23 protein-coding genes and 1 tRNA gene are annotated in these 25614 nt (G+C 70.0%); 17 read left to right on the forward strand and 7 right to left on the reverse strand.

The window, feature by feature from the left end:
• Positions 1-90: 90 nt before the first annotated feature.
• On the forward strand, positions 91-1122 hold the full coding sequence (locus FHS44_RS24270; RefSeq protein ID WP_184718453.1) for a glycoside hydrolase family 26 protein: 1032 nt from the start codon (positions 91-93) through the stop codon (positions 1120-1122).
• Here the strand turns inward: FHS44_RS24270 and FHS44_RS24275 are convergent.
• From FHS44_RS24275 to FHS44_RS24285, 3 genes are all read right to left on the reverse strand, one after another.
• Positions 1006-1965 (reverse strand): sulfite exporter TauE/SafE family protein, encoded by a 960-nt coding sequence (locus tag FHS44_RS24275; protein ID WP_184718455.1) that lies wholly within the window; start codon positions 1963-1965, stop codon positions 1006-1008. The two genes, FHS44_RS24270 and FHS44_RS24275, sit on opposite strands and share 117 nt — an antisense overlap.
• A gap of 84 nt (positions 1966-2049) precedes the next feature.
• The gene (gene cysC, locus FHS44_RS24280; RefSeq protein ID WP_184718457.1) at positions 2050-3279 is read right to left on the reverse strand and encodes an adenylyl-sulfate kinase; all 1230 of its coding nucleotides are present in this window, start codon (positions 3277-3279) and stop codon (positions 2050-2052) included.
• Between the two features lie 78 nt (positions 3280-3357).
• A complete protein-coding gene (locus tag FHS44_RS24285) occupies positions 3358-4086 on the reverse strand; it encodes a methyltransferase domain-containing protein (RefSeq protein ID WP_184718459.1) in 729 nt (242 codons plus the stop codon).
• A gap of 150 nt (positions 4087-4236) precedes the next feature.
• Here FHS44_RS24285 and mfd point away from each other — a divergent pair, with 150 nt between their 5' ends.
• From mfd to FHS44_RS24300, 3 genes are read left to right on the forward strand one after another with little or no spacing between them, the layout of a single operon-like run.
• Positions 4237-7767 (forward strand): transcription-repair coupling factor, encoded by a 3531-nt coding sequence (mfd, locus tag FHS44_RS24290; protein WP_184718461.1) that lies wholly within the window; start codon positions 4237-4239, stop codon positions 7765-7767.
• A 27-nt stretch (positions 7768-7794) separates the two neighbouring features.
• Positions 7795-8415 carry a SurA N-terminal domain-containing protein gene (locus FHS44_RS24295; RefSeq protein ID WP_184718463.1) on the forward strand — a complete coding sequence of 207 codons (621 nt, stop codon included), beginning with the start codon at positions 7795-7797 and terminating at the stop codon, positions 8413-8415.
• A gap of 10 nt (positions 8416-8425) precedes the next feature.
• Positions 8426-9391 (forward strand): nucleoside triphosphate pyrophosphohydrolase, encoded by a 966-nt coding sequence (locus tag FHS44_RS24300; RefSeq protein WP_184718465.1) that lies wholly within the window; start codon positions 8426-8428, stop codon positions 9389-9391.
• Here the strand turns inward: FHS44_RS24300 and FHS44_RS24305 are convergent.
• Positions 9372-10136, reverse strand: coding sequence for a methyltransferase domain-containing protein (locus FHS44_RS24305; protein WP_184718467.1), 765 nt, complete (start codon positions 10134-10136; stop codon positions 9372-9374). The genes FHS44_RS24300 and FHS44_RS24305 overlap by 20 nt on opposite strands.
• Positions 10137-10248: 112 nt before the next feature.
• Here FHS44_RS24305 and eno point away from each other — a divergent pair, with 112 nt between their 5' ends.
• The 13 genes from eno to FHS44_RS24370 all read left to right on the forward strand — a co-directional run bounded on the left by eno (position 10249) and on the right by FHS44_RS24370 (position 21845).
• On the forward strand, positions 10249-11526 hold the full coding sequence (gene eno / locus FHS44_RS24310) for a phosphopyruvate hydratase (RefSeq protein WP_184718469.1): 1278 nt from the start codon (positions 10249-10251) through the stop codon (positions 11524-11526).
• Between the two features lie 113 nt (positions 11527-11639).
• Positions 11640-12050 carry a septum formation initiator family protein gene (locus tag FHS44_RS24315; RefSeq protein ID WP_184718471.1) on the forward strand — a complete coding sequence of 137 codons (411 nt, stop codon included), beginning with the start codon at positions 11640-11642 and terminating at the stop codon, positions 12048-12050.
• 40 nt (positions 12051-12090) lie between these two features.
• Complete coding sequence (locus FHS44_RS24320) at positions 12091-12624, forward strand: DUF501 domain-containing protein (RefSeq protein ID WP_184718473.1); 534 nt, start codon at positions 12091-12093, stop codon at positions 12622-12624.
• Positions 12621-13580 (forward strand): Ppx/GppA phosphatase family protein, encoded by a 960-nt coding sequence (locus tag FHS44_RS24325; protein ID WP_184718475.1) that lies wholly within the window; start codon positions 12621-12623, stop codon positions 13578-13580. Before FHS44_RS24320 ends, FHS44_RS24325 begins: the two co-directional genes overlap by 4 nt.
• Positions 13581-13781: 201 nt before the next feature.
• A complete protein-coding gene (locus FHS44_RS24330; protein WP_184718477.1) occupies positions 13782-15128 on the forward strand; it encodes a hypothetical protein in 1347 nt (448 codons plus the stop codon).
• Positions 15129-15292: 164 nt separating this feature from the next.
• Positions 15293-16090: a uracil-DNA glycosylase gene (locus FHS44_RS24335; RefSeq protein WP_184718479.1), complete on the forward strand. Its 798-nt coding sequence runs from the start codon at positions 15293-15295 to the stop codon at positions 16088-16090.
• Between the two features lie 170 nt (positions 16091-16260).
• On the forward strand, positions 16261-17577 hold the full coding sequence (locus tag FHS44_RS24340; RefSeq protein WP_184718481.1) for an NAD(P)/FAD-dependent oxidoreductase: 1317 nt from the start codon (positions 16261-16263) through the stop codon (positions 17575-17577).
• A 171-nt stretch (positions 17578-17748) separates the two neighbouring features.
• Positions 17749-17821, forward strand: a tRNA-Leu gene (locus FHS44_RS24345).
• Positions 17822-18089: 268 nt separating this feature from the next.
• Positions 18090-18677, forward strand: coding sequence for a PadR family transcriptional regulator (locus tag FHS44_RS24350; protein WP_184718483.1), 588 nt, complete (start codon positions 18090-18092; stop codon positions 18675-18677).
• A complete protein-coding gene (locus tag FHS44_RS24355; protein WP_184718485.1) occupies positions 18674-19642 on the forward strand; it encodes a glycoside hydrolase family protein in 969 nt (322 codons plus the stop codon). The genes FHS44_RS24350 and FHS44_RS24355 overlap by 4 nt, the downstream gene beginning before the upstream one ends.
• A gap of 338 nt (positions 19643-19980) precedes the next feature.
• Complete coding sequence (locus FHS44_RS24360; protein ID WP_184718487.1) at positions 19981-20760, forward strand: Bax inhibitor-1/YccA family protein; 780 nt, start codon at positions 19981-19983, stop codon at positions 20758-20760.
• Between the two features lie 360 nt (positions 20761-21120).
• Positions 21121-21360, forward strand: coding sequence for a DUF4287 domain-containing protein (locus FHS44_RS24365; protein ID WP_376771607.1), 240 nt, complete (start codon positions 21121-21123; stop codon positions 21358-21360).
• Between the two features lie 74 nt (positions 21361-21434).
• Entirely contained in the window at positions 21435-21845 is a 411-nt protein-coding gene (locus tag FHS44_RS24370; RefSeq protein ID WP_184718489.1) for a PPOX class F420-dependent oxidoreductase, read from the forward strand.
• 46 nt (positions 21846-21891) lie between these two features.
• Here the strand turns inward: FHS44_RS24370 and FHS44_RS24375 are convergent, their stop codons facing one another.
• The 3 genes from FHS44_RS24375 to FHS44_RS24385 all read right to left on the reverse strand — a co-directional run bounded on the left by FHS44_RS24375 (position 21892) and on the right by FHS44_RS24385 (position 25592).
• Positions 21892-23112: an acetyl-CoA C-acetyltransferase gene (locus FHS44_RS24375; protein WP_184718491.1), complete on the reverse strand. Its 1221-nt coding sequence runs from the start codon at positions 23110-23112 to the stop codon at positions 21892-21894.
• Positions 23113-23214: 102 nt separating this feature from the next.
• Positions 23215-24543 carry an outer membrane protein assembly factor BamB family protein gene (locus tag FHS44_RS24380; protein ID WP_312863794.1) on the reverse strand — a complete coding sequence of 443 codons (1329 nt, stop codon included), beginning with the start codon at positions 24541-24543 and terminating at the stop codon, positions 23215-23217.
• 74 nt (positions 24544-24617) lie between these two features.
• Positions 24618-25592 carry an SGNH/GDSL hydrolase family protein gene (locus tag FHS44_RS24385; protein ID WP_184718493.1) on the reverse strand — a complete coding sequence of 325 codons (975 nt, stop codon included), beginning with the start codon at positions 25590-25592 and terminating at the stop codon, positions 24618-24620.
• Between the last annotated feature and the right edge of the window lie 22 nt (positions 25593-25614).

A 25614-nucleotide genomic window follows, 5' to 3' on the forward strand; every position in this document is an offset into this window, starting at 1 on the left:
GTTCGTGAGGAAACGGAGTGTGCAACTGTGTGTTTACGTGATGCCACCAAGCGGCTTTTCTCGCGGAGAGTGTTAGTCGCCGTTTCGGGTTTGTCGCTGGTCCTCGGAACCGGGGCGTGCGGCCCTTCCGAGGGCGTTTCCCACAAACAACCAGAAAGCACCCCGAAACCAGCTAAGGCGAACCCGGCCGCCTGCGCGGTCAACGCCAAGCTCGTCCCCGCCTGCGGGGTCTGGTGGGGAATCGCGCCCGAGGTCTTCACCGGCAGGCCCCCGCAGCGGGCGCTCGCCCGCGCCGAGCGGCGCATGGGCCGCCGCGCCGACGTCGTGCACCTCTACCACCGGGGCGCCGAGCTGTTCCCGACCTCCCAGGAGCGCCGGATCGCCCGCGACCCAGGGGGCCGCAGGATCCTGCTGGTCAACTGGAAGCCGTCCTTCGACCACACCTGGGCGCAGATCGCCGACGGCGCCCTCGACGACCGCATCGACCGGCTGGCCGAGCACATCACCGCGACCTTCCCCGAGCGGTTCTTCCTCACCGTCCACCACGAACCGGAGAACGACGTACGGCAGAGCCCCGGCTCCGGCATGACCGCCGAGGACTACGCAGCGATGTTCCGGCACGTGGTGCTGCGGCTACGGCGTGACGGCGTGCGCAACGCGGTCACGGTCATGACCTACATGGGCGCGCCCAACTGGGGGGCCAACCCCTGGTTCGAGCGGCTCTACCCGGGTGACGACGTGGTGGACTGGGTGGCGATGGACCCCTACGCCGACGAGCGGGTGCAGACCTTCGGCGACCTGGTCGACAGGACCCGTGAGGAGTTCGCCCGCTGGCCGGGGACCTACCGGTGGATGAACGCGCACCTGCCGGGCAAGCCCGTCATGGTCGCCGAGTGGGGCGCGTTCGAACGGCCCGGTGACCCGGCTTTCAAGGAGAGGTTCTTCGCCACCGCGCGGCGGCAACTGCGTGACTACCCCCGGATCAGGGCGCTGGTCTACTTCGACTCACCGCACGCCCCGAGGGGGGACACCCGCTTCGACACCACTCCCGGCGCCCTGCACGCCTTCTCCGGCCTCGCCCGCGACCCCGGCCTGCGCGCCCCCGCGGTTCCGCAGCAGTGACCAGGCCACGGCGCCCGCGACGGCCATCCCGCCCACGGCCCACATCAGGGCCGTGTTGCCGACGCCGAGGAGCTTCAGCGCCGAGGCGAGCAGCACGACCGCCAGCAGCGCGCGGATGACGCCGCCCGGCGCCCAGGCGGAGATCCTGGCGCCGATGTAGACGCCGGGGATCGAGCCGACCAGCAGGGAGGTGGTGATGGATAACTGGAAGTCGCCGAACAGCAGGTGCCCGAGGGCGGCGGAGGCGACCAGCGGCACGGCCTGGACCAGGTCGGTGCCGACGAGCTGGTTGGCCTTGAGGGCCGGATACAGCGCGAGCAGCGCCACGATGATCAGCGATCCCGAGCCGACCGACGAGATGCCGACGACGAGGCCCCCGATCATACCGACCAGTAAGGTCGGAATAGGGTGCACGACAATGGACGACAGGTCCGCCGAGGCCTTCCCCCGGCCGTCGTCACGCGACATCCACGCCTTGGCGACCAGACCGACGACCGCCAGCAGCAGGGCGACCCCCAGCGCGTACTTGACGACCTCCTGGACCCGCTCGCCGTCCCCGAAGGCCCTGGCGGCGAAGACCCCGCAGAAGGCCGCGGGGACCGAGCCCGCGCACAGCCAGGCGACCAGGCGCAGGTTCACCGTTCCGCGCCGCATGTGGACGACCCCGCCGATCGGCTTCATGACGGCGGAGGCGACCAGGTCGCTGGAGACGGCCGCCAGGGGAGGCACGTTGAAGAACAGCAGCATCATCGGCGTCATCAGCGCGCCGCCGCCCATGCCGGTCAGCCCGACGATGATCGCGACGAGGAAGGATCCGGCTGCGAGGGGGATGTCGATGGCCATCGGTCGTTCACCATTTCTCGGTCACTGTGCGGTGGGCGGCGCGGGGCCGCCCGTTACGGGGGCCCGGCGCCCCGGGCCCCGTGGTCAACGGATCCACCCTCCCTGGATCAGCGGGTCGAGCACCTGCCGTACGGCCTGGTCGACGCTGACCGAGGTGGTGTCGAGGACCAGGTCGGCGTCCTCCGGCTCCTCGTACGGGTCGGAGATCCCGGTGAACTCGGGAATGAGACCCGCGCGGGCCTTGGCGTAGAGCCCCTTGCGGTCGCGGCGCTCGCACTCCTCAAGCGGGGTGGCCACGTGGACCAGCAGGAAGTCGGCGCCGACCGCCTCGACCATCTCCCTGACCTCGGCGCGGGTGGCGGCGTAGGGCGCGATGGGCGCGCAGATCGCCAGCCCGCCGTGCCTGGCCGTCTCGGCGGCGACGAACCCGATCCTGCGGATGTTCAGGTCGCGGTCCTGCCTGGAGAAGGTCAGCCCCGCCGACAGCAGCCGCCTGACCACGTCGCCGTCGAGATAGGTGACCGTACGGCCGCCGCGTTCGAGCAGCGCGTCCCGCAGCCCCCTGGCCACCGTGGACTTCCCGGAACCGGACAGGCCGGTGAAGAAGACCACCAGGCCGCGCCGGTGCGGCGGGCCCGGCAGCGTCACCGGCTCGGGACCCGCCAGGTGTTCGGTCGCGCCGTACGCCTCGGCGACGCGCTCGCGCAGCTCCAGGTCGATGCTGGGCTCGTCCCCGCGGGCCAGGGGCACGACGGCAAGGAGGGTGTCCCCGCCGAGCCTCTCGCGTGCCTTCAGCGCCGCGCGGACCACCGCGGGACCGTCCTCGCCGAACGCCAGCGGAAGCAGCAGCACCACGGCCCCCAGCTCCCTGGCGGTCGCCTCGACCTCGCCGAGGTCGTCGAGCGGGCCGCGCATGGTGACCGCGAGCGCGGGCCGCTCACCCAGCTCCTTGCGGATCTCCGCCGGGGTGAGGCGCAGCCTGGCGAACGGGCCGTGCTCGGGGGCGTCGAGCCCCTCGACCGGGCCGGCGACGAGGCCGTCCTGACGGTCGGTGACGGTGAGCACGGCCAGTGCGGCGCCCTCGGGGTCACGCAGGGTGATCCGGTCGCCGGGGGCGGCCGGATGGTCCTCGGGCAGCGCGAGCGTGACCGGCGAGGGCCAGCGGGTGCCGTCGGACAGGACGCCGTGCTCGCCGACGGCGTGCGCGTCGGCCGAGCTCATGAAGCCCGTCAGCGGCTGGAAGGCACCCGAGAGCAGCAGCTCCAGGTCGGCCAGCTCATGGGCGTCGGGGGTCCACTCGAAAGGGGCCGTCATCTGCTCCACAATCCCGATCAACTTAGTCGGATTTCATCACCTTACCTACTCCAGTTGTCCCACACCAACCCCCGCGACTCATATCAACCGGGCGAAGTGGTTCTGCGGCTTGCGGACGACCATGGTGATCTCGTCGTGCGAGGCGGACCGCCGCCCCCGTGAGGCGGTCTCGACCGCGGCGCAGACGAGCCTGACCAGGCCGCCCCTCGGCCCCTCAAGCGCCGGGCCGCTCGTCGCCGACAGGTCGTCGGTCACCATCAGGCCGCGCGTCAGGCAGTAGGAGTGCATCCCCTCGCGCGAGGTGACCTCGCCGTAGAAGGGGAGCAGCGGCCCCACGGCGCCCTCCGGCACCAGCCTCGGCCACAGCAGCCGCCGCAATGCCGGGGGCAGCAGCCGGTCGCACGTGCCGTAGGCCGAGGCGCGGTCGCGGATGCGCAGCAGCAGCAGGCCTCCGGGACGCAGCCCGGCGAGCAGCCGGTCGAGCACCAGCTCGGGATGCTCGATCCGCTCAAGCAGGAACGGCACGTGCAGGACGTCGAACGCGCGGGGCGGCACGGGCACGGAACGCAGGTCCCCCAGGGCCAGCGCGTCGAGGTCCTTGCGCGACCCCGCGCTCGCCCGCAGCGTGGGCAGGTCCTCGTCGATCCCGGTGACCCGCGCCTTGACCCCGTCCAGGTCCAGCGGCTCGGGCCACCCGCACCCGGCGACCAGGATGTCCAGCCGCCTGTCGGGGTACCCCGCCGCCTGCTCGCGGATCCGCCTGCTGAATATGTCGTCCCGTGAGACGACCGACCGTACCTCAGACATGTAGCCGACAGTAGTCAACTGGGCACGAATAGTCGCGCACCGACCACTGTCGGCTGGTGACGGTCGCGAGGGAAGTAGCCTTGGGAGAGCCCCGTGCCCTGCCGGCCCGGGGCATGCCGTGTTGCCGTCGTGGGGCTGTGGGCGAATCTGATGAGCCTTTCCGGACTACTTGACCTTGTCGCTGGAGAGCCGAAACTGGCCTCCGTCCTGCGGGACGTGCGCGGAGGCGACCTCTCCGACGTCTCGCTGATCGCGCCGCCCGCGCTGCGGCCGTTCACCGTGGCCGCGCTGGCCAGGGACGGCTCGGAGGACGGCGCGCGGACCGTTCTGGCGGTGACCGCGACGGGACGTGAGGCCGAGGACCTCGCCGCGGCGCTGACCAGCCTCATGAACAGCGACGCGGTCGCCGTCTTCCCGGCCTGGGAGACGCTGCCGCACGAGCGCCTCTCGCCGCGCAGCGACACGGTCGGGCAGCGCCTCGCCGTACTCCGCAGGCTGGCGCATCCGGTCGCGGGCGACGCGGCGGCCGGGCCGCTGCAGGTGATCGTCGCGCCGGTCAGGGCCGTGCTCCAGCCGATCGTGCGCGGCCTGGGCGACCTCCGTCCCGTACGGCTGCGCGCCGGGCAGGACGCCGACCTCGACGCCGTGGTCACCCAGCTCGTCGAGAACGGCTACAGCCGGGTCGACATGGTGGAGAAGCGCGGCGAGGTCGCGGTCAGGGGTGGCCTGCTCGACGTCTTCCCGCCCACCGAGGAGCACCCGCTGCGCCTTGAGTTCTGGGGCGACACCGTCGAGGAGATCCGCTGGTTCAAGGTCGCCGACCAGCGCTCCCTTGAGGTGGCCGAGGACGGCCTGTTCGCGGCGCCCTGCCGGGAGCTGCTGCTGACCGAGGAGGTCAGGGAGCGGGCGCGGCTGCTGGCCGAGGAGCACCCCGCGCTGGGCGAGATCCTCGGGCAGCTCGCCGAGGGGGTCGCCGTCGAGGGCATGGAGGCGTTCGCGCCCGTGCTCGCCGGGGAGATGGACCTGCTGGTCGAGCACCTGCCCGCGCGTTCGGCGGTGTTCGTCTGCGACCCCGAGCGCATCAGGGGACGGGCGGAGGAGCTGGTGCGCACCAGCCAGGAGTTCCTTGAGGCGTCGTGGATCAACGCCGCCTCGGGGGGCGAGGCGCCCATCGACCTCGGGGCCGCGGCCTTCCGCACCCTTGAGGAGGTCCGCGACCACGCGCGGGATCTGGGCCAGCCCTGGTGGTCGATCGCGCCGTTCGGCGGTGACGACCTGGGGGAGGGGCTGTCGCTGCCCGCCAAGGAGGCGGAGGCCTACCGGGGCGACACGCAGCGGGCGCTCGGCGACATCAAGGGCTGGCTTGAAGAAGACAGGGCCGTGGTGCTGCTCAGCGAGGGCCACGGCCCCGCCGAGCGCATGGTCGAGCTGCTCAAGGGCGTCGACCTGCCCGCCCGTCTTGAGGCGACGCTCGACACGGCCCCCGACCCCAAGGTCGTGCACGTCACCACCGGCCTGGTCGAGCACGGTTTCGTCGCGCCGGGCCTGGCCGTACTGACACATCTGGATCTTGTGGGGCAGAAGGCCTCGACCAAGGACATGCGCAGGCTGCCCTCCAAGCGGCGCAACATGGTCGATCCGCTCCAGCTCAAGGTCGGCGACCACGTGGTGCACGAGCAGCACGGCGTCGGGCGCTACGTCGAGATGGCGCAGCGGACCGTACAGGGCGCGACCCGCGAGTACCTCGTGATCGAGTACGCCAAGGGCGACCGGCTCTACGTGCCGACCGACCAGCTCGACGAGGTCACCCGCTACGTCGGCGGCGAGGCGCCCACGCTCAACCGGATGGGCGGCGCCGACTGGGCCAAGGCGAAGACCAAGGCCAGGAAGGCCGTCAAGGAGATCGCCGGGGAGCTGATCCGCCTCTACTCCGCCAGGATGGCCTCCCCGGGGCACGCCTTCGGGTCCGACACCCCCTGGCAGCGGGAGATGGAGGACGCCTTCCCCTACGCCGAGACCGGCGACCAGCTTGAGGCCATCGACGAGGTCAAGCGCGACATGGAGCGTGCGATCCCGATGGACCGGCTGATCTGCGGCGACGTCGGCTACGGCAAGACCGAGATCGCGGTCAGGGCGGCGTTCAAGGCCGTCCAGGACGGTAAGCAAGTCGCGGTGCTCGTGCCCACGACGCTGCTGGTCCAGCAGCACCTCTCGACCTTCACCGAGCGTTTCTCCGGGTTCCCGCTGAACGTCAAGCCACTGTCGCGCTTCCAGACGGACGCCGAGGCCAAGGCGACGGTCGAGGGGCTGCGCGAGGGCTCGGTAGACGTGGTGATCGGCACCCACAGGCTCTTCTCCCCGGAGATCAGGTTCAAGGAGCTCGGCCTGATCATCATCGACGAGGAGCAGCGTTTCGGCGTCGAGCACAAGGAGGCCATGAAGCACCTGCGCACGCAGGTGGACGTGCTGGCCATGTCCGCGACGCCGATCCCGCGCACGCTGGAGATGGGGCTCACCGGCATCCGCGAGATGTCCACGATCCTCACCCCGCCCGAGGAGCGGCATCCGATCCTCACCTTCGTCGGGCCGTACGACGACAAGCAGATCGCCGCGGCCGTCCGGCGTGAGCTGATGCGCGACGGCCAGGTGTTCTTCGTGCACAACCGGGTCTCCAGCATCAACAAGGTCGCGGCCATGCTGCGCGAGCTGGTGCCCGAGGCCAGGGTCGCCGTCGCGCACGGCCAGATGCAGGAGCACCAGCTCGAACGGATCATGGTGGGCTTCTGGGAGCGCGAGTTCGACGTGCTCGTCTCGACCACGATCGTCGAGTCGGGCCTCGACGTGCCCAACGCCAACACGCTGATCGTGGACCGGGCCGACAACTACGGCCTGTCCCAGCTCCACCAGCTTCGCGGCCGGGTCGGGCGTGGGCGCGAGCGCGGTTACGCCTACTTCCTGTATCCGCCGGAGAAGCCGCTCACCGAGACCGCCCACGAGCGCCTGGCCACCATCTCCCAGCACACCGAGATGGGCGCGGGCATGTACGTGGCGATGAAGGACCTGGAGATCCGTGGCGCGGGCAACATCCTCGGCGCCGAACAGTCCGGCTTCATCGCGGGCGTCGGCTTCGACCTTTACGTACGGATGATGGCCGAGGCGGTCCAGGAGCAGAAGGCCAAGCTGTCCGGCGCCCCCGTCGTGCAGGAGCGCCCCGACGTCAAGGTCGAACTGCCGATCGACGCGCACATCCCGCACGACTACGTGACCTCGGAGCGGCTGCGTCTTGAGGCCTACAAGCGCATCGCCGCCGTCGACTCCGACGAGCAGATCGCCGCGGTCCGCGCCGAGCTCCTCGACCGGTACGGCAGGCCGCCCCAGCCGGTCGAGAACCTGCTGGAGGTCGCCCGCTTCAGGATCAGGGCCCGTACGGCGGGGCTGACCGACGTCACCCTCCAGGGGCAGAACATCCGCTTCGCCCCCGTGGAGCTGAGGGACTCCCAGCAGGTCAGGCTGCAGAGGCTCTACCCGAAGGCACTGCTGAAGCAGGCTGCCGGTACGTTGCTCGTACCCGTGCCGAAGACGAGGCCGCTCGGCGGCCAGCCTCTGCGTGACCTGGACCTGCTCAGGTGGTGCGGTGATCTGGTCCAGGCGATGTTCCTTGAGAACCAGCCGGTAAAGTAAACGGCGTCTGTCGTGAAGGGATCGCAAGTGAAGTCGACTCGACTGCGCGTCATCCTGGCGGTCGCCGCCGCCGGAGTCGCCCTGACCGCCTGCTCTCCGGGGCAGGCGGGGACCGCCGCCATCGTCGGCGGCGACCGGATCAGCACCGGCGAGCTGGACAGCAACGTCAAGGAGTACGAGGACGCCCTCGCCAAGGCCAAGGTCCCCGTGTCCGAGCTGCAGTTCCCCGGCAGCGTCCCGCAGGTCGTGCTCTTCCAGCTCGCCACCGCCAAGCGGTACATCAAGGCGGCCGAGCAGCAGGGCATCACGGTCACCGAGGCCGAGATCGACCAGGTGATCGCCGCCTCCGGCGGTGAGGCCCAGAACGAGCAGCGGATGCTCCAGCAGGCCGTCGCGCCCTCGCACGCGCGCGAGTTCACCAAGGCCGGTCTGATGCTCACCAAGCTCATGGCCAAGTACGGCGGCGGCTCCGACCAGGAGGCGCTCCAGAAGGGCCAGGCCCAGGCGATCAAGGACCTGGAGTCGGTGAAGGTCACCTGGAGCCCGCGGTACGGCACGCTGAACAACGAGCGCAGCGAGCAGTCTCCGCAGCTCTTCGTCGACGCGGGCCGTTTCGGCGCGATCCCTCCGGCTGAGCGGGCCCAGTAGTCTCGGGGACATGCCCCTGATCGTCGTCACCACCTCGCCCAGGGTCGCCCCCGGGCTGCTCAGCCACCGCGCGTGGCGGGCCTTCCAGGAGGGGCCGGTGCGCACCGGGTCCGCCGACCACCCGCACCTGCCCTTCCTCGCGGAGGCGGGCGTCGCCGTCGAGGTCGGCACGCCGGACCCGGCGGCCCTGGTGCGCGAGGCCCGTGACGGGACCGTGGTCTGGCTCGGGGGAGACGAGGCGTTCATGCGCGCGGTCGGCCACGCCGCCCTCGCGCTCGACGACCCCCCGGTGATCGAGGTGGTGCCGGGGTCCTACGACCTGCCCGGTGGGCGGCTGATCGACCTGGTCGAGGTGATGGACCGGCTCAGGACGAACTGCCCGTGGGATGCCAAACAGACCCACGAGTCGCTGGCGCCGTACCTCCTTGAGGAGGCCTACGAGGTGCTGGAGACCATCGAGGAGGGCGACCACGCCGCGCTGCGCGAGGAGCTGGGCGACCTGATGCTCCAGGTGGCCTTCCACGCCAGGCTCGCCAACGAGCGCCCCGCGGAGGAGGGCGGCTTCGACATCGACGACGTGGCCGACGGGATCGTCGCCAAGCTCGTCCGCCGCCACCCGCACGTGTTCGCCGGGGTCGAGGTCTCCGGCGCCGAGCAGGTCGGCGACAACTGGGAGGCCATCAAGGCCGCCGAGCGCGCAGCCAAGAACGACGGCGACGCGGGGTCCGTCCTCGACGGGGTCCCGATGGGCCAGCCCGCCCTCTCCCTGGCGGCCCAGCTCCTGCGCCGCGCGGGCCGGATCGGCGCCCCCGACGAGCTGCTCCCCGACGAGGACGACCTGGGAGCGAGCCTTCTGGCTCTGGTACGGCGGGCCCACGAGGCCGGTCTCGACCCCGAGGCCGAGCTGCGCGCCACCGCCCGCCGCTACCGCGACCGGGTCCGCGCCTGGGAGGCGCTCAGACGAGACGGCCGTTGACGAACTGGACCAGGCCGTAGGCGCGGTGACGCACCCCGGAGAAGCCGAGCCCGGTCAGGGCCTCGACGACCTCCTCGTCCCCGAACAGACGCACCCCCGAGGCCACCCCGACCAGGGCGTTGAGCGGCCCGCCGTACGGCACGCGTCTGGTTGTCATGACGGCGATCCTGCCGCCTGGCCTGAGGGTCCTGGCCATCCCGGCGAGGGCCTCGAAGGGGTGTTCGAACAGGTAGAGCGCCGCCAGGCAGGCGATCGCGTCGAAGCTTCCCGGCAGGAACGGCAGGTCAACGGCGTCACCCCGGACGTAGCCGACGTTGTCGAGCCCGCGCGTTCGGGTGTCGCGCACCGCGCGGGCGAGCATGGTGGCCGAGGCGTCCAGGCCGACGGCAAGCCCGGCGGGGCCGACGTTTCCGGCAAGGGCCCTGGTGACGTTGCCGGGGCCACAGGCGACGTCGAGCACCTGGTCGCCGGGCCCGAGTTCGAGCATCCGGCCGACCAGCGCCAACTCCTGGCTCGTGCCGGGGCCGAAGGGGCCCTTCATCGCGCCGAGCACCGTCGGACGCCAGATCCGCTCGTAGATCCCCGGCAGGAAACCCGAGCGCATCAGCCACTGCACGGGCGACGCGGCGGGTTCCTCGCCGAGCAGGTCCAGATAGCCGTTGGCCGTGGACTCCTGGCCCGCCAGGTCGAGCAGGGCGGGGTTCAGCAGTTCACGGACCCGGTCGAGTGCCGTGCCTTGGCTCATGGTTTCGATTTGAGCACACGCGGGATTCCAAGGGGGAAGCCGCCCGCCGTACTGAGAGGTAGGCCTCGATAGGCTTCTGCGGCAAACTGTCCTGCGACTTTAGGAGCGCTTCGTGGCTTCCATCGAGGGTGTCACCGCCCGCGAGATCCTTGACTCCAGGGGCAACCCGACGGTCGAGGTCGACATTCTGCTCGACGACGGCAGCGAGGGGCGCGCCGCCGTGCCGAGTGGCGCGTCGACCGGTCAGTTCGAGGCCGTCGAGCTGCGTGACGGTGACGGCCGCTACGGCGGCAAGGGTGTGGAGAAGGCCGTTCTCGGGGTGACCGACGAGATCGCCGACGAGATCCTCGGGTTCGACGCGGCCGAGCAGCGCAGCATCGACCAGGTGATGATCGACCTTGACGGCACCCCGAACAAGGCGCGTCTCGGCGCGAACGCGATCCTTGGCGTCTCCCTGGCCGTGGCGAAGGCGGCGGCGGAGAGCGCGGAGCTGCCGCTGTTCCGCTACCTCGGTGGCCCGAACGCGCACGTGCTCCCGGTGCCGATGATGAACATCCTCAACGGTGGCGCGCACGCCGACACCAACGTGGACATCCAGGAGTTCATGATCGCGCCGATCGGGGCGGAGTCGTTCCGCGAGGCCGTACGGATCGGGACCGAGGTCTACCACGCGCTCAAGGCCGTGCTGAAGGAGAAGGGCTACGCCACCGGCCTCGGTGACGAGGGTGGCTTCGCGCCCAACCTTCCCTCCAACCGTGACGCGCTCGACCTGATCCTGGTCGCCATCGAGCGGGCCGGTTACGTGCCCGGCGAGGACGTCGCGCTCGCGCTGGACGTCGCGGCCTCGGAGTTCCACTCTGACGGCGTCTACACCATCGACGGCAAGGGTCTCTCCTCGACCGAGCTGGTCGCCTTCTACGAGGACCTGGTCGCCAACTACCCGCTGGTCTCCATCGAGGACCCGCTGAACGAGGAGGACTGGGAGGGCTGGAAGGCCATCACCGAGGCGCTCGGCGACAAGGTCCAGCTCGTCGGTGACGACCTGTTCGTGACCAACCCCGAGCGGCTCGGCCGCGGCATCGCCGAGGGCACGGCCAACGCCCTGCTGGTCAAGGTCAACCAGATCGGCACGCTGACCGAGACCCTCGACGCCGTCGATCTGGCGCACCGCAACGGCTACCGCTGCATGATGAGCCACCGTTCCGGCGAGACCGAGGACACCACGATCGCCGACCTCGCCGTGGCCACCAACTGCGGCCAGATCAAAACCGGCGCCCCGGCCCGCTCCGACCGCGTGGCCAAGTACAACCAGCTTCTGCGCATCGAGGAGCTTCTCGACGACGCCGCCCGCTACGCGGGTCGCGCCGCCTTCCCGCGCTTCCAGCGGTAGTTTCGCCTGTACGGCTTGCGCCCGATTTGCTCGGGCGCGGGCCGTACGGCGGGCACCGAGGGCCCGGCCGTACGGCGAGACAGGCGAGAGCGGGCGAGGACGGGGAGGCGTGGGTGGCGAGACGACCGCAGTTGACGGGACGGGCCGCGGTCCTCGCGATCGTGGTGTGCGCGATCGCCATGAGCCTCGCCTACCCGGTCAGGGAGTATGTCGCGCAGCGGCGCTACATCGCCCAGCTCGAACAGCAGCGGGCCAAGGAGCTCGCCGAGATCAAGGAGCAGGAGGACCGCTACCGCCAGCACTTCGACCCCGGCTACATCAAGCGGCAGGGCAGGGAGCGGCTCTTCTACTGCGACCCCGGGCGCAAGTGCTACGTCGTCATGCGGGAGCGGCAGGGCCAGAACAAGGGAACCGTCGCCGCCGAGAAGAAGGCCGTGACGCCGCCGTGGTACCAGACGCTGTGGGAGTCGGTCGAGGCGGCCGACGCGGGGACCGGCGCGAAGGTGGCCGGGACCGGCGGGTGACCCCGATACCCTGGATGTCGTCTTTCAGGGGGTGCCTCAGATGGTTGACGACCGCGATGTCGCGGCAGTGGAACGGCAGCTCGGCCGGGCCCCGCGGGGCCTGCGGGCCATCGCGCACCGCTGTCCGTGCGGGCTGCCGGACGTGGTCGAGACGGCGCCCCGGCTGCCCGACGGTTCGCCCTTCCCGACGCTGTTCTACCTGACCTGCCCGAAGGCCGCCTCGGCGATCGGCAGGCTTGAGGGCTCGGGCGCGATGCGGGCCATGCAGGCCAGGCTGGCCGAGGATCCCGAGCTGGCGAGGGCCTACCAGGCCGCGCACGACGACTACATCGCGCGCCGCGACAAGGCCGCGGCCGAAGAGGGCATGGAGCCGCTGCCCAGGGGCATGCAGAGCACCGGGGGCATGCCGAACCGGGTCAAGTGCCTGCACGCCCTGGTCGGGCACGAGCTGGCGGTGCCGGGAGCCAACCCGTTCGGCCGCGAGACGCTGGACGCGCTCGGCGAGTGGTGGGCGGACGGCCCCTGCTGCTCCGAGGAGACTTCGAGTACGACAACCACCGAGGAGACCATGTGACCCGTGTCGCCGCGATCGACTGTGGCACCAACTCCGTCCGCCTGCTCATCGCCGACATCGACGGCGGCGTCCTGACCGACGTCGACCGGCGGATGGAGATCGTCAGGCTGGGACAGGGCGTCGACAGGACGGGCAGGCTGGCCCCCGAGGCGCTCGAACGCACCTTCGCCGCGATGCGCGGCTACGCCGACCTCATCAGGCGTCACGACGTCTCGGCGGTGCGGGTCGTCGCCACCAGCGCGACCAGGGACGCCGCCAACCGTCAGGAGTTCGTCGACGGCGTCAGGGAGATCTTCGGCGTCGAGCCCGAGGTGATCACCGGTTCCGAGGAGGCCGAGCTCTCCTTCACCGGCGCCACCCGCGATCTGGTACGGCTCTCGCCGGAGACCGGCCTGCCGACCCCGGACGGGACCAGGCCGCCCTACCTCGTGTTCGACATCGGCGGTGGCTCGACCGAGTTCGTGCTCGGCACGACGCACGCCGAGGCGGCGATCTCGGTGGACATCGGCTGCGTCAGGCTGACCGAGCGGCACCTGCGGGGCTCCGTGGCGCCGCCGTCCCCGGAGGTGGTCGAGGCCATCACCGCCGACATCGACGACGCGCTCGACCGGGTGGCGGAGAAGATTCCGGTCGAGCGGGCGCTGACGCTGGTCGGTCTCGCGGGCTCGGTCACGACCGTCGCGGGAATAGCGCTTGACCTGCCGGAATATGACCCGGATAAAATTCACCACTCACGAATTCCGGCAAATCGGGCGCATGACATTTCCCGTCGTCTGCTGGGGATGTCCCATGAGGAGCGCGCGGCCATCGGTGTCATGCATCCCGGCCGGGTTGACGTCATCGGCGCCGGTTCCCTCATTCTCGACCGCGTCCTGCGGCGCTACGGATTCGACGAAGTCGTAGTCAGCGAACATGACATCCTCGATGGAATCGCGTGGCTGGCATCTAAACCTTAATGAGATCTGGACATTTGACTTGTTGATGGGGTATTGAGAGATCGTTCCGTTCATGATTAGGTAAAGGGGCTTTAGCGAGGCTTTGCCGTGGGGCCCGGCACAGCTGGTGTCGGGGCGGCAACCGTCTCCGGAGCGCATTCGCTTCCTAACGAAACGGAGCAACCCCTCATGAAGTCCGGACTAGCGCGCAGGCTAGCCGCGGTGAGCGCCGGCACGGCCATGCTGGCGACGATGGCGACGGCCCTCCTGGCCTCGCCCGCGGCGGCCGCGAGCGCATCCACCCAGACGGCTTCGGCCGTCGCCAAGGCGAGGCCCGCGGTCTCGGTTGGCACCCCCAAGGCGTCCCCCTCGAACTACAAGGGTGACTGCCCCGTCAAGGTGACCTTCTCCTCGACCGTCAAGGTCAAGGCCGTCGCCTCCAAGACCACGGTCGCCTACCGCTGGCTGCGCGGCGACGGCTCCAAGAGCAAGGTCAAGACCCTTGTTCTGAAGGGCAAGGGCGTCAAGAAGGTCACCGTCAAGGAGTCCTCGACCTTCAAGGGTGACGTCAAGGGCTGGCAGGCCCTGCAGGTCCTGGCTCCCAGGACCGCGACCTCCAGCAAGGGGAACTTCCGGGTCTCCTGCGGCGGTGGCAACGACAACGGTGGCAAGGAAGTCATCCAGGTCGGCGTCGGCGCCAGGGCCTGGGTCGACGAGGGCAACTGCCAGGCCACGCTGGTCGGCCGCATCACCGCCTCCAGCCCCACCTGGGTTCGTTACCGCTGGGTCGTCAACGGTGACGTCGTCGACCGTGACGTCGTCCGCGTCAGCAGCTCGGCCAAGGTGTTCCACGTGATCAGGCCGCGTCACAACCTGAGTGGCTGGGCCGCTCTGGAGATCGTGGACCCGGGTCACAGCACCTCCAACCGCGTCGGCTTCAGGATCTGGTGCAAGGACGAGTCGCCGAAGGTGACCGCGTCCGTCAGCGCGCCCGACTCCTACACCGGCACCTGCCCGGTCACCCGCGCCTTCACCGGCACGATCGCCGTCTCGCACGGCCAGGGCAGCGTCAAGTACCGCTGGATCCGTGACGGCGTTGCCGGCGCGTGGCAGGACGTGTACTTCGGTGGCCGTGGCTACCAGTCCCGCACCGTGACCGACTCCTGGAGCGCCTCGGCCTCCGGTACGGCCAAGCGCGCGATCGAGCTCTACCGCGGTTCCACCACCGGCACCGTCACCGGCAAGGTCACCTGTGAGGCTCCGGCCCCCGAGGTGAAGGTCTGGGTCGTGGGCGAGAGCGTCTCGGCCACCCAGACCGCGGGCACCTGCCCCGCGGCCACCCTGTCCGGCACCGGCCAGATCTACGCCAGTGGCGCGACCAAGGTCAACTACCGCTGGACCGTTGACGGCGTGACCGTCGACTCCGGCCCGCTGGTCTTCACCGAGGCCGGCACCAAGACCGTCACCTTCACCAAGGCGACGAACGGCACCCACGGCGGCAGCGCGAAGCTGGCGATCGACGGTGCCGGCGCGCAGTCGGTGAACTTCAACGCGGTCTGCGCCGCCTGAGCGGTGCCGGGAACCCTCCCGGCCCGTGAGGGCTCGGCCCGCGTCTGACGCGGGACCGGAAACGAGATGAGAGCGGCGTTCGCCTCGGGCGGGCGCCGCTTTCGCGTGCCATGGGTTAAGCGCATGTTTCCACGCCTGAGGTTCCCCCTGGCACGATCGAAGGCATGACATTCGTTCCTCCCGGGTCCGGCTGGCCCGGAGACCCCGCCTCGCCGGATACCCCCGTCGCCCACGACCCGGCCCAGGTCGTACGGCTGGCGGCGGCGAGCCGTACCCTCGGTGAGCTGACCGCGAGGGAGTCCGTCTGCCGCGCCTGCCCGCGCCTGGTCGCCTGGCGGGAGGAGGTCGCGACGGTCAGACGGCGGGCGTTCGCCGACGAGACCTACTGGGGCAGGCCCATCGCCGGGTGGGGGGAGGACAGGCCGGAGGTCCTCATCGTGGGACTCGCCCCGGCCGCGCACGGCGGCAACCGCACCGGGAGGATCTTCACCGGCGACCGCAGCGGGGACTGGCTGTTCGCCTCGCTGTACAGGACGGGCCTGGCCGTACAGGAGACCAGCGTGCACGCGGCGGACGGGCAGCGGCTCGTCGGCGCGCGGATGCTGGCCGCGGTGCGCTGCGCCCCGCCGGGGAACAAGCCGGAGCCGTCGGAGCGTACGGCCTGCTTCCCCTGGCTGGCCAGGGAGGTCGAGTTGGTCGCCGACAGCGTCCGGGTGATCGTGGCGCTCGGGGGCTTCGCCTGGCAGGCGGTCTGGCCCGCGCTGCGGGAGGCGGGTTACGTCCTGCCCAGCCGCAGGCCGTCCTTCGGGCACGGGGCCGAGGTCGAGATCTCCCGTGGTGACTCCACGGCCCATCTCCTCGGGTGCTATCACCCGAGCCAGCAGAACACCTTCACGGGCCGGGTGACGGCCGAGATGCTCGACACCCTCTTCACCAGGGCAAACACGCTGCGGAGCTTGTGAACTCGATCACAAAGAGAAGAATCGTAGAACTTCGCTCCGAAACCCCTGGTCGTTCTCGCTGTTCTGGAAACTATGACGAAAGTTACATGGGGGGTGCCTGGTCCAGATTTTTGCGGGGACGTATGCTTGTGAAAGCTTTCACAAGGCCTCGACCTAAGGATGGCGTCGAAGTGAACCGTACCTCCAAGCACATCGTGGTCGTCGGCGGAGGTTACGTCGGGCTCTACACGGTGCTGCGCCTGCAGCACACTCTCCGTAGGGAACTGCGCGACGGTAGCGTCCGGATCTCCGTTCTCACCCCCGAATCCCACATGACCTACCAGCCGTTCCTTCCCGAGGCGGCGGCGGGAAACCTCTCGCCCCGGCACGTGGTCGTCCCGCTGCGCCGTGTCCTGTCGAAGGCGACGATCCTCAACGGCAAGGTCACCAAGGTCAACCACGCCGCCAAGAGCGTGGCCTTCGAGCCGAACGTCGGCACCCCGCACGACATCGACTACGACATCCTCGTGATGGCGGCGGGCTCGGTCTCGCGCACGCTGCCCATCCCCGGTCTGGCGGACGCCGCGATCGGCTTCAAGACGGTCGGCGAGGCCATCGCGCTGCGCAACCGGGTGCTTGAGCTCCTCGACCGCGCCGAGACCGACGAGGACGAGGCCCTGCGCCGCAGGGCGCTGACCTTCGTCGTGGTCGGCGGCGGCTTCGCGGGCGTCGAGGCGCTGGCCGAGCTTGAGGACATGGCCGTCGACGCGGTCCGCTACTACCGCAACATCTCCCGCAAGGACATGCGCTGGGTCCTCGTCGAGGCGACCGACCGCATCCTGCCCGAGGTCGGCCCCGAGATGGGCAAGTGGACCGCCGAGCAGCTACGTGAGCGCGGCATCGAGGTCAAGATGAACACCCGCCTCGACTCCTGCGAGGGCGGCCTGGTGAAGCTCTCCGACGGTGAGGAGTTCGAGTCGGCGACCATCGTCTGGACCGCGGGCGTCAAGCCCAGCCCCGTCGTCAACGCCGGGGACCTGCCCCTGGACGAGCGCGGCCGGATCAAGACCACCACCCGCCTGACCGTGGCCGGGGTCGAGGACGCCTTCTCCGCGGGCGACGTGGCCGGGGTGCCCGACGTGACCAACCCCGGTCAGTACTGCGCGCCCAACGCCCAGCACGCCGTACGGCAGGCCAAGGTGCTCGCCGACAACATCACCCGGCACCTGCACGGACAGCCGCTGGCCGACTACCGCCACAAGTACGTCGGCTCGGTCGCCGGACTCGGCCTGCACAAGGGCGTCGCCAATGTCTACGGGATCAAGCTCCGTGGGGTGCTCGCCTGGTTCATGCACCGCACCTACCACCTGTCGCGGGTGCCCACCGTCAACCGCAAGGTCCGCGTGACGATGGACTGGACGCTCGCGCTGTTCTTCAAGCGGGAGACCGTCTCGCTCGGTGAGATCGAGGCGCCTCGCGAGGAGTTCCGCAGCGCCGCCAGGACCTGACGCCCATCCCCTGTCGTCTGTCACGAGCCCCCTTCCGGTCGTTCCGTACCGGGAGGGGGCTCGTTCGCCTACGCCCGGTCTCGGGGATCGGAACGCTGTGGCATGGTTTGTGTGACGCCTGATACAAAGTTGTGCTCCTCTGATGAGTGGTCAGTTACGTATGATTACGGCGTCCCCGTAGCCCAATGGCAGAGGCAAACCCCTTAAAAGGGTTCGAGTGAGGGTTCGAGTCCCTCCGGGGGCACTCGTAGTGATCCGCGAAGTTCGGCCCGTGACCGGGAAAGACCGGTCACGGGCCGCTCTGTTGTGGGGGAAAACCCCGGGTCAGGCCGTTTCGTGTTGTCCTGTCGTTTGCACGCTGATCGCATGCGGTTCTGCCGGTCAAATTGTGGCGCGGAAATCCCGGTCTTCGCGATCGGCGGATGTCGCGGGCCTTTGGGGGCCTTTTCGAGGTGCCGTTGCGGTGCCGTACGGCGTCTCGTATAGTCGGTTCCTGATATCAGGAGGCGACTATGGCGCGAAGCGCGGACAACCCCCTGGCCCTGGGGGTGCTGGGGCTGCTGCTGGAGAGACCCATGCATCCCTACGAGATGGCCGCCGTGCTGCGGGAACGCGGCAAGGACGCCAGCGTGCGGATCAACCGGGGCTCGCTCTACGACGTGGTCACGGCTCTTGAGGGGGAGGGGTGGATCACGGAGAAGGCCAGGGTCCAGGAGGGCAACCGGCCGGCCCGCACGGTCTACGCGATCACCGAGGCCGGGAGAAACGCCTTCGTGCGGCGGCTCGACCAGCAGATCCGCGTTCCCCGGCGTGAGTATCCCCTCTTTCTCACGGCCGTCGCCTACCTTGGCGCCCTCGGCCCCGAGGGCGCGCGGGCGGCCCTGCTCGAACGGGCCGAACGGCTGCGCGCGACCCTCGCCGAGGACCAGCGGGCCCTCGACGAGGCGCTGGCCACAGGGACGGTGCCCCGCCTGTTCGTCATCGAGGCCGAGTACGCCCTGCACATGACGCGCGGCGAACTCGCCTGGGTGGAGGCCACCGCGCAGGAGATCCACACGGGCGGCCTGACCTGGCCCGACGACCGAGAGGACCTCGCATGACAGCCGACGACCTGGTCTTCGGGATCTACCCCGGCGGAGCGGTCGGTGACGAGAACGGCGGCCTGCTCCAGGGACCCCCCGACGACCCAGACCGGATCACCGAGGCGCTCGACCACCTGCGCGTCTCCCTGGTCCGTGGCTACGTCAGCTTCAGCGACCCCGGGGACGCCTACCCGCAGGCTCCCGAGCGGGTGGAGCAGTACGCCACCGGCGGGCGCATGCTCGACCTCGTCGCGCAGTACCGCTCCCGCAGCGGTGACGTCGCGGGCTACGTGGCCTTCGTCCGCGACCTCGTCCGGCGCCACGGAGCACGCGTCGCGACCCTCCAGGTGACCGAGGAGCCGAACCTTCCCGTCTACGACGGGAGTCACCCCCGGGTGCTCGAAGCCCTCGTCGAGGGCGTCGTCGCGGCCAAGGAGGAGGCGCGCCTGCTCGGCCTCGACCACCTCAGGGTCGGGTTCAACACCACGCCCCTGTTCGGCCCCGCCGAGGGTTTCGTCGCCGCGCTGACCGCCGACGGCGGACCGCGTTTCGTCGCGGCCCTCGACTACGTCGGCCTGGACTTCTTTCCCGACGTCTTCCAACCGGCCCCCGCGGACGGGCTCGGGGAGGCCGTCGCCGGGCTGCTCGGCCACCACCGCGACCGCTGCCTCACCCCGGCGGGCATCGACGAGAGCGTCCCCCTGTGGATCACCGAGAACGGCTGGCCGACCGGCCCCGAGCGGAGCCCGCGACGACAGGCCGACGTTCTGGAGACGATCGTCACGGCGGTCGTGAACTGCCGTATCCGCCGGAACATCGGCGGCTATACCCATTTCGCCCTGCGTGATGCCGACAGTACGAAACCCGGCCTGTTCTACCGGTTCGGCCTTCTCACCGATGACTACCGCCCCAAACCGGCCTTCGACACTTATCAGCGGCTCGTCAAGCGCTTCGGCAGTGCACAGTCGTTTTCCCCATCGTGACCGCGTTGTTTATGTCGGTGGGGAAAACAACACGACAAATCCAGTTCCACGCGGTTTTCCAGGGACGGGCCGGTCGATTCCCGAAGGCCATTCCCGCGCCGCTGTTTCCCGGCGGCCGGTTCACGACGGCCTGACGTCCACGCGAAGACCTGGCGCGGACCCGGCCGACGAGGCCATGATTCCTCGGGAGGGCCGGGAACCCGGCTTGAAGGTCGTTCGTTGGAACCCTCGGCGGTAGCCGTACGGTCACTTGACCCTAAAACGGACAACAACACGATACGGCCGTGTGACAACCGATCTATACGCCGATCGCGTAGGTCGCAGCGTGGAGGCTAGCGATGGAAAGCAAGAATCCCGTGTTCAGCAGGCAGGCGCCCGGGCGCCAGCAGGCCTGGGGCACCCCGACCCCCGAGCAGCTCAGGGGAATGTATGACGCGCCCTCCTACGCGCCGCCCGCGCAGCGGAGGATGACCATCGACGACGTGGTCGTGCGTGGCTTCATCACGCTGGGCACGCTGGTCGTCTCCGCCGCGCTCGCCTGGGCGCTCAACTTCGGGACGGGCGCGCTGATCGCCGGCGTGCTCGTCGGTCTCGTGCTCGCGTTGATCGTCTCGTTCAAGCAGAGCACCAACCCGGTGCTGATCCTCGGCTACGCGGTCTCCTACGGCGTCGCCATCGGCGTGATCAGCCACATGTACAACAACCTGTACAACGGCATCGTCCTGCAGGCGGTCGTCGGCACGGCGCTCGCCTTCGGCTCCATGCTGACGGTCTACGCGCTGCGGATCGTCCGCGTGACGCCGAAGTTCACCAAGTTCGTCGTGGCGGCCGGGCTCGGCCTGATGGGCCTCATCCTGGTCAACCTGCTGGCGAGCTTCTTCATCACCGACGGCATCGGCATCCGCTCCGGCGGCCCGCTGGCCTACGTCTTCAGTATCGCGGCGATCCTCGTCGGCTGCTTCTTCCTGCTCCTCGACTTCGACGCCGTCGAGCAGGGCGTGAAGTCCGGCGCCCCCGAGAAGTACTCCTGGCTGATGGCCTTCGGCCTGACGGTCACCCTGGTCTGGATCTACCTGGAGATCCTCCGCTTCCTCAGCTACTTCACCAGCAACGACTAGCCGACCTGACCCCCACGCACCCCGCGCCGCCCCAGTGCAGCGCGGGGTGCGTGCTGTCCGGCCGGTTTTGGGGTACCGGTGCTGTGAGTGAAGAGTGTCGGGCTTGGGCGCGTCGGTGAGCTGGACTGAGGAGTGACGGAGCGAAGCGGAGGAGCGACGAGGGAAGTCACCGACTTCAGGCGCCCAAGCCCGCGACGCCGTCAGGCGTCGCAAAGGGGCAGGGCAGCGGATGAGCGACGAGGGAAAGCGTTGGCCTCAGGCGCCCGAACCCTGCGGTGTCGAAGACACCGCTAAGCGACAGGGCCTGGGGGCTTGCTATCTGGGAGTTCGTGAGGCACTGTCGAGCAAAGGAGCCTATCCGTGGAGGTGCCCATGTCGTTGAGCCACTCACTGGAGACGCAGAGCAAACTGATCGCTAGAGTCACGGATATCACCGGCCGCGCACTCCCAGAGTGGTTCCAAACCATCGACAACGGCCCGTCCTTCCTGCGTTGCGAGGAGCGGGCCAACTGGCTCGCCCAGGAGCACGGTCTGTCCCACGGCTACGCCGCCGCCATCGTGCGTGAGCACGAGCGCCACCGTCACAGCCGTCGTATGTAAGTTGTCCGTCTTCTGTAAGCCCGCGCCTTCCATCGGAGGGTGCGGGCTTCTGTGTGTCCGGCCATGATGGGCTTATGGATCTCGACAAGGCACGTGACTTCATCCGCGTCAACCACCGTGCGGTCCTGCTGACCAAGCACGCCGACGGACGCCCGCAACTGTCCCCGGTGACGGTCGGGCTGGACGCCGAGGGGCGCGCGATCGTCAGCAGCAGGGAGACCGCGGCGAAGGTCCGCAACCTCCGCAGGGACTCCCGGGCCACGCTCTGCGTGATGACCGACTCCTTCTACGGAGACTGGATCCAGATCGAGGGGGAGACGGAGATCCTCTCGCTGCCGGAGGCACTGGAACCGCTGGTCGACTACTACCGCGACATCTCCGGCGAGCACCCCGACTGGGACGACTACCGGGCCGCCATGGAGCGGGACAGGCGGGTCCTGCTGCGCATCGACATCACCCGCGCGGGTCCCGACGTCCACGGCTGAAACGGGCGCCGCGCCATACCGTTGGTACGGCGCGGCACCGTCGTTCTCAGCTCAGGCGTTCGAGGATCATGGCCATGCCCTGGCCGCCGCCCACGCACATGGTCTCAAGGCCGATCGTCCTGTCGTGGAAGCGGAGGCTGTTGACCAGCGTCGAGGTGATGCGGGCGCCGGTCATGCCGAACGGGTGACCGACCGCGATGGCGCCGCCGTTGACGTTGAGCCGGTCGAGGTCGATGCCGAGGTCGCGGTAGGACGGGATGACCTGGGCCGCGAAGGCCTCGTTGATCTCGACGAGGTCCACGTCGTCGATGGCCATGCCCGCCCTGGACAGGGCCTGCCGGGAGGCCTCGACCGGGCCGAGCCCCATGATCTCGGGGGACAGGCCGGTGACGCCGGTCGAGACGATCCTGGCCAGCGGGGTGATGCCCAGCTCTGCGGCCCTGGTGTCGCTCATCACGACCACCGCGGCCGCGCCGTCGTTCAGCGGGCAGCAGTTTCCCGCCGTGACGGTCCCGTCGTGCCGGAAGACCGGCTTGAGCTGGGAGACCGCCTCGTAGGTCGTTCCCTGACGGGGGCCGTCGTCCCCGGTCACCACGGTCCCGTCCGGCAGGGTCACCGGCGTGATGTCGCTCTCCCAGAAGCCGTTGGCGATGGCCCGCTCCGCGAGGTTCTGCGACCGGACGCCGAACTCGTCCTGCTCCCGGCGCGAGACCCCCCTGAGGGCGGCGACGTTCTCCGCGGTCTGGCCCATGGCGATGTAGACGTCGGGCAGCTCGCCGTCCTCGCGCGGGTCGTGCCAGACCTCGCCGCCGCCCTCGGCGGCCCGTGCCGTACGGCTGCGCGCCTCGGTGAACAGTTCGTTCTCGGTGTCGGGCAGCGAGTCGGAGTTGCCCTTGGTGAACCGGGAGACGCACTCGACACCGGCGGAGACGAAGACGTCGCCCTCGCCCGCCTTGATCGCGTGCAGGGCCATCCTCGTGGTCTGCAGGGACGACGAGCAGTAGCGGGTGATGGTCGTGCCGGGCACGCCGTCGAGCCCGAGGAGCGTGGCGACCACCCGGCCCAGGTTGAACCCCTGCTCACCACCGGGCAGGCCGCAGCCCAGCATCAGGTCGTCGATGGTCGCGGGGTCGAGCTGGGGCACCTTGGCCAGGGCGGCCCTGACGATCTGGACGGTCAGGTCGTCGGGGCGGATGTCCTTGAGCGATCCCTTGAAGGCGCGTCCGATGGGTGAGCGCGCGGTCGCGACGATGACTGCCTCGGGCATGGGGCTCTCCTGGGTTGTCGGTCACTCCTGAGCGGAGGCTACTCCCCGGTAGGGCGAAGGGCTTGGGCGGGGCGGCCCGAAACAGAACTTTGTACGGGGGCGTCAGCCGTACATGCCGGGGGTGGTCGTGGTTCCGTCCTTGACGCCGTGCAGGCCGCCCGCCTCGTCGCGCCAGATCCGCCAGCCGTCCTGGCTGCCGGTGAACCAGGCGGGAGGCGGCTCGGAACGGGGTGTCCTCCTGCCGCTGGCCAGGTCGAACTCGCACAGGGAGGCCACCGGGTAGAAGCCCGCCGCCTGGTGTTTGAGGGGGAGCGGCCTGGGGTCGGTGACGCAGAAGGACCAGCCGCGTTGGTCCTTGACCTCGGTGCCGTGACCCGTGGCCAGGTCGAAGGCGCTGCCCTGCTGGCCGTGCTTGAGGAAGCCGAGCCTGTCCATCCGCTCGGGGAAGGCCAGCCACCAGCCGGAGCCGGGGATCTGGGCCGCGGAGATCTGGCCGAGGACGCGCCCGTCGCTCGCGTCGAGCCGGGCGAAGCCGCCGTACTGCCCTCGCTGGTCGACGGGACGGACGACGGGGGCCAGGCCGGGACTGCCGCTGGGATAGACCCGCACCACGGAGGGACGCAGCCAGTTGACCGTGCCGTCCAGGAGCCTGACGGAGAACAGGCCGAAGGTGGAGACCCGCTTCGTCGAGGGACTGGTGTAGGGGGCGACGTAGCCGATGAGGTCGTCGCCGGTCGAGCCGAAGGCCCATCCACCGGACAGATCGACCCCGGGGCCGAGCGCCTGCTCGACGGGCAACTGCCACGATCGCCTGCCCGAGGCCAGGTCGTAGGCCTCAAGGGCGGGATGGCGGGCCATGCGCAGCAGCACGGCGTGAGAGGCGCCCGACCACTCGACCTCGGCGATGCCGGGTAGCTGCCACATCTGCTTGCCGGTCTCCGGGGCCAGCACGGACAGCCGGGCCCTGGACAGGGCGGTGTTCTCCGAGACGCACACGAACGCCCCGCACCGCTGCGGCCCGAAGGTCGAGTGCAGCGGGCGTGTCCACAGCCGGATCCCGGTGCGCGCGTCACGGCCGACCAGGACGGCCTTCCAGCGACCCCCGCGGACCGGATCGACCGCGACCGCGACGAGGCGTCCCCCCGCGGACTCGACGATCGCCGGGGCGGGGACGCCCATTCCCGGCAGCCGACCGGCCATGGTCGCGGGATGGGCCCACAGCTTCCTGCCCGTGGCCAGGTCGAGGGCGACCGTCTCCAGCGTGCCGTCCGCCCTCATGGAGGTCGTCATGGCGACGCCCGCGGCCGAGGTGGTGCGGCTCACCGCGTTCACCTCGCCGTTGTGCCAGGTCGGATGGGCGGGAACTGCCGCTTCACTGCCGGAGCAGCCGGCCAGGGCGAGCACTCCGGCGAGGACCGCAGCCGTCTTCACGTGGGGCCGGATCACGGGCATTGCACTCCAAAGGGGGCGAGGCGTCACGGCCTCGCCGCGGAGGGTAACCGTGTTCAGGCGTCGTGAGGCAGCACCCCGTTTCTCCGACGGAGCAGTGTCGCCCACCGTCCGTGGGGTCCGGTTGCTCGGCCGGCGACGCGGGTTGCGGAGACTTCGGCGCCGGGTTCCTCCGCGGCCTTGGCCGCCGCGAGGTAGATCGACTCACTGCGCTCGGAGTGCGACTCTGGCCACAGTCCAAGTGCGGTGCATACAGACGGTAGCACCGCATAAGCAACCTGTAGATAACCTTGGACAGATGGGTGGAAACGATCAGGTCCAAACATTTCATCCGGATTTGCGGAGAACTCATCGCCGAGCAGGTCGGCGAAGGCGACGGTACGGCCACCCGCCTCCACCACGGCCACGGTCTGCGCCGCGGCGAGCTGACGGCTCCAGCGCCGGGTCACCCAGCGCAGCGGCTGCGCGATCGGCCTGACCGTCCCCAGGTCGGGACAGGTGCCGACGACCACCTCGGCCCCCGCCTCACGCAGCCGCCGCACCGCCTTCTGCAGATGCCGTACGGCATGCGTCGGCATGGTCCGCGTGGTGACGTCGTTCGCGCCGACGAAGATCACCGCGATCTCGGGGGAGGCTTCGAGCGCCCGATCGGTCTGGCCGTCCAGATCGGCCGAGACCGCGCCCGACATGCCGACCACGGTCAGCCGGACGGGACGCTCGGCGACGGCGGCCAGGCCAGTGGCGATCAGCACGGCCGGGGTCTGCGCGGCCTCCGCGGTGCCCAGGCCGACCGACGTCGAGTCACCCAGCATGACCATCCGGACCGGCTCGCCGGCGAAGTCGCCGTAGACCCCGTCGGAGGGCGGCCCCTCCATGCCGTGCGGGCGGCCGACGATGCGCCGGGCCAGCAGGGCCTCACCCATCAGCAGGCCGTACGTGACCGCGCCGAGCGCGGTGAGCCCTCCTCCGCCGACGGCCGCGGCGGCGGCGATACGACGGGCGGCCCGTGCCGCCCCCGGTGTCCAGATCACCTGGCATTGCTCCTTCGGTACC

This window comes from Streptosporangium saharense, assembly GCF_014203715.1.
In the GTDB taxonomy this organism is placed as follows: Bacteria; Actinomycetota; Actinomycetes; order Streptosporangiales; family Streptosporangiaceae; genus Streptosporangium; species Streptosporangium saharense.

Excerpts from the sequence above, each read along its gene's own strand:
- FHS44_RS24275 (WP_184718455.1), bottom strand. The coding sequence starts at position 1,965 with ATGGCCATCGACATCCCCCTCGCAGCCGGATCCTTCCTCGTCGCGATC.
- cysC (WP_184718457.1), bottom strand. The coding sequence starts at position 3,279 with ATGACGGCCCCTTTCGAGTGGACCCCCGACGCCCATGAGCTGGCCGAC.
- FHS44_RS24285 (WP_184718459.1), bottom strand. The coding sequence starts at position 4,086 with ATGTCTGAGGTACGGTCGGTCGTCTCACGGGACGACATATTCAGCAGG.
- mfd (WP_184718461.1), top strand. The coding sequence starts at position 4,237 with ATGAGCCTTTCCGGACTACTTGACCTTGTCGCTGGAGAGCCGAAACTG.
- FHS44_RS24300 (WP_184718465.1), top strand. The coding sequence starts at position 8,426 with ATGCCCCTGATCGTCGTCACCACCTCGCCCAGGGTCGCCCCCGGGCTG.
- FHS44_RS24305 (WP_184718467.1), bottom strand. The coding sequence starts at position 10,136 with ATGAGCCAAGGCACGGCACTCGACCGGGTCCGTGAACTGCTGAACCCC.
- FHS44_RS24320 (WP_184718473.1), top strand. The coding sequence starts at position 12,091 with ATGGTTGACGACCGCGATGTCGCGGCAGTGGAACGGCAGCTCGGCCGG.
- FHS44_RS24335 (WP_184718479.1), top strand. The coding sequence starts at position 15,293 with ATGACATTCGTTCCTCCCGGGTCCGGCTGGCCCGGAGACCCCGCCTCG.
- FHS44_RS24350 (WP_184718483.1), top strand. The coding sequence starts at position 18,090 with ATGGCGCGAAGCGCGGACAACCCCCTGGCCCTGGGGGTGCTGGGGCTG.
- FHS44_RS24355 (WP_184718485.1), top strand. The coding sequence starts at position 18,674 with ATGACAGCCGACGACCTGGTCTTCGGGATCTACCCCGGCGGAGCGGTC.
- FHS44_RS24360 (WP_184718487.1), top strand. The coding sequence starts at position 19,981 with ATGGAAAGCAAGAATCCCGTGTTCAGCAGGCAGGCGCCCGGGCGCCAG.
- FHS44_RS24370 (WP_184718489.1), top strand. The coding sequence starts at position 21,435 with ATGGATCTCGACAAGGCACGTGACTTCATCCGCGTCAACCACCGTGCG.
- FHS44_RS24375 (WP_184718491.1), bottom strand. The coding sequence starts at position 23,112 with ATGCCCGAGGCAGTCATCGTCGCGACCGCGCGCTCACCCATCGGACGC.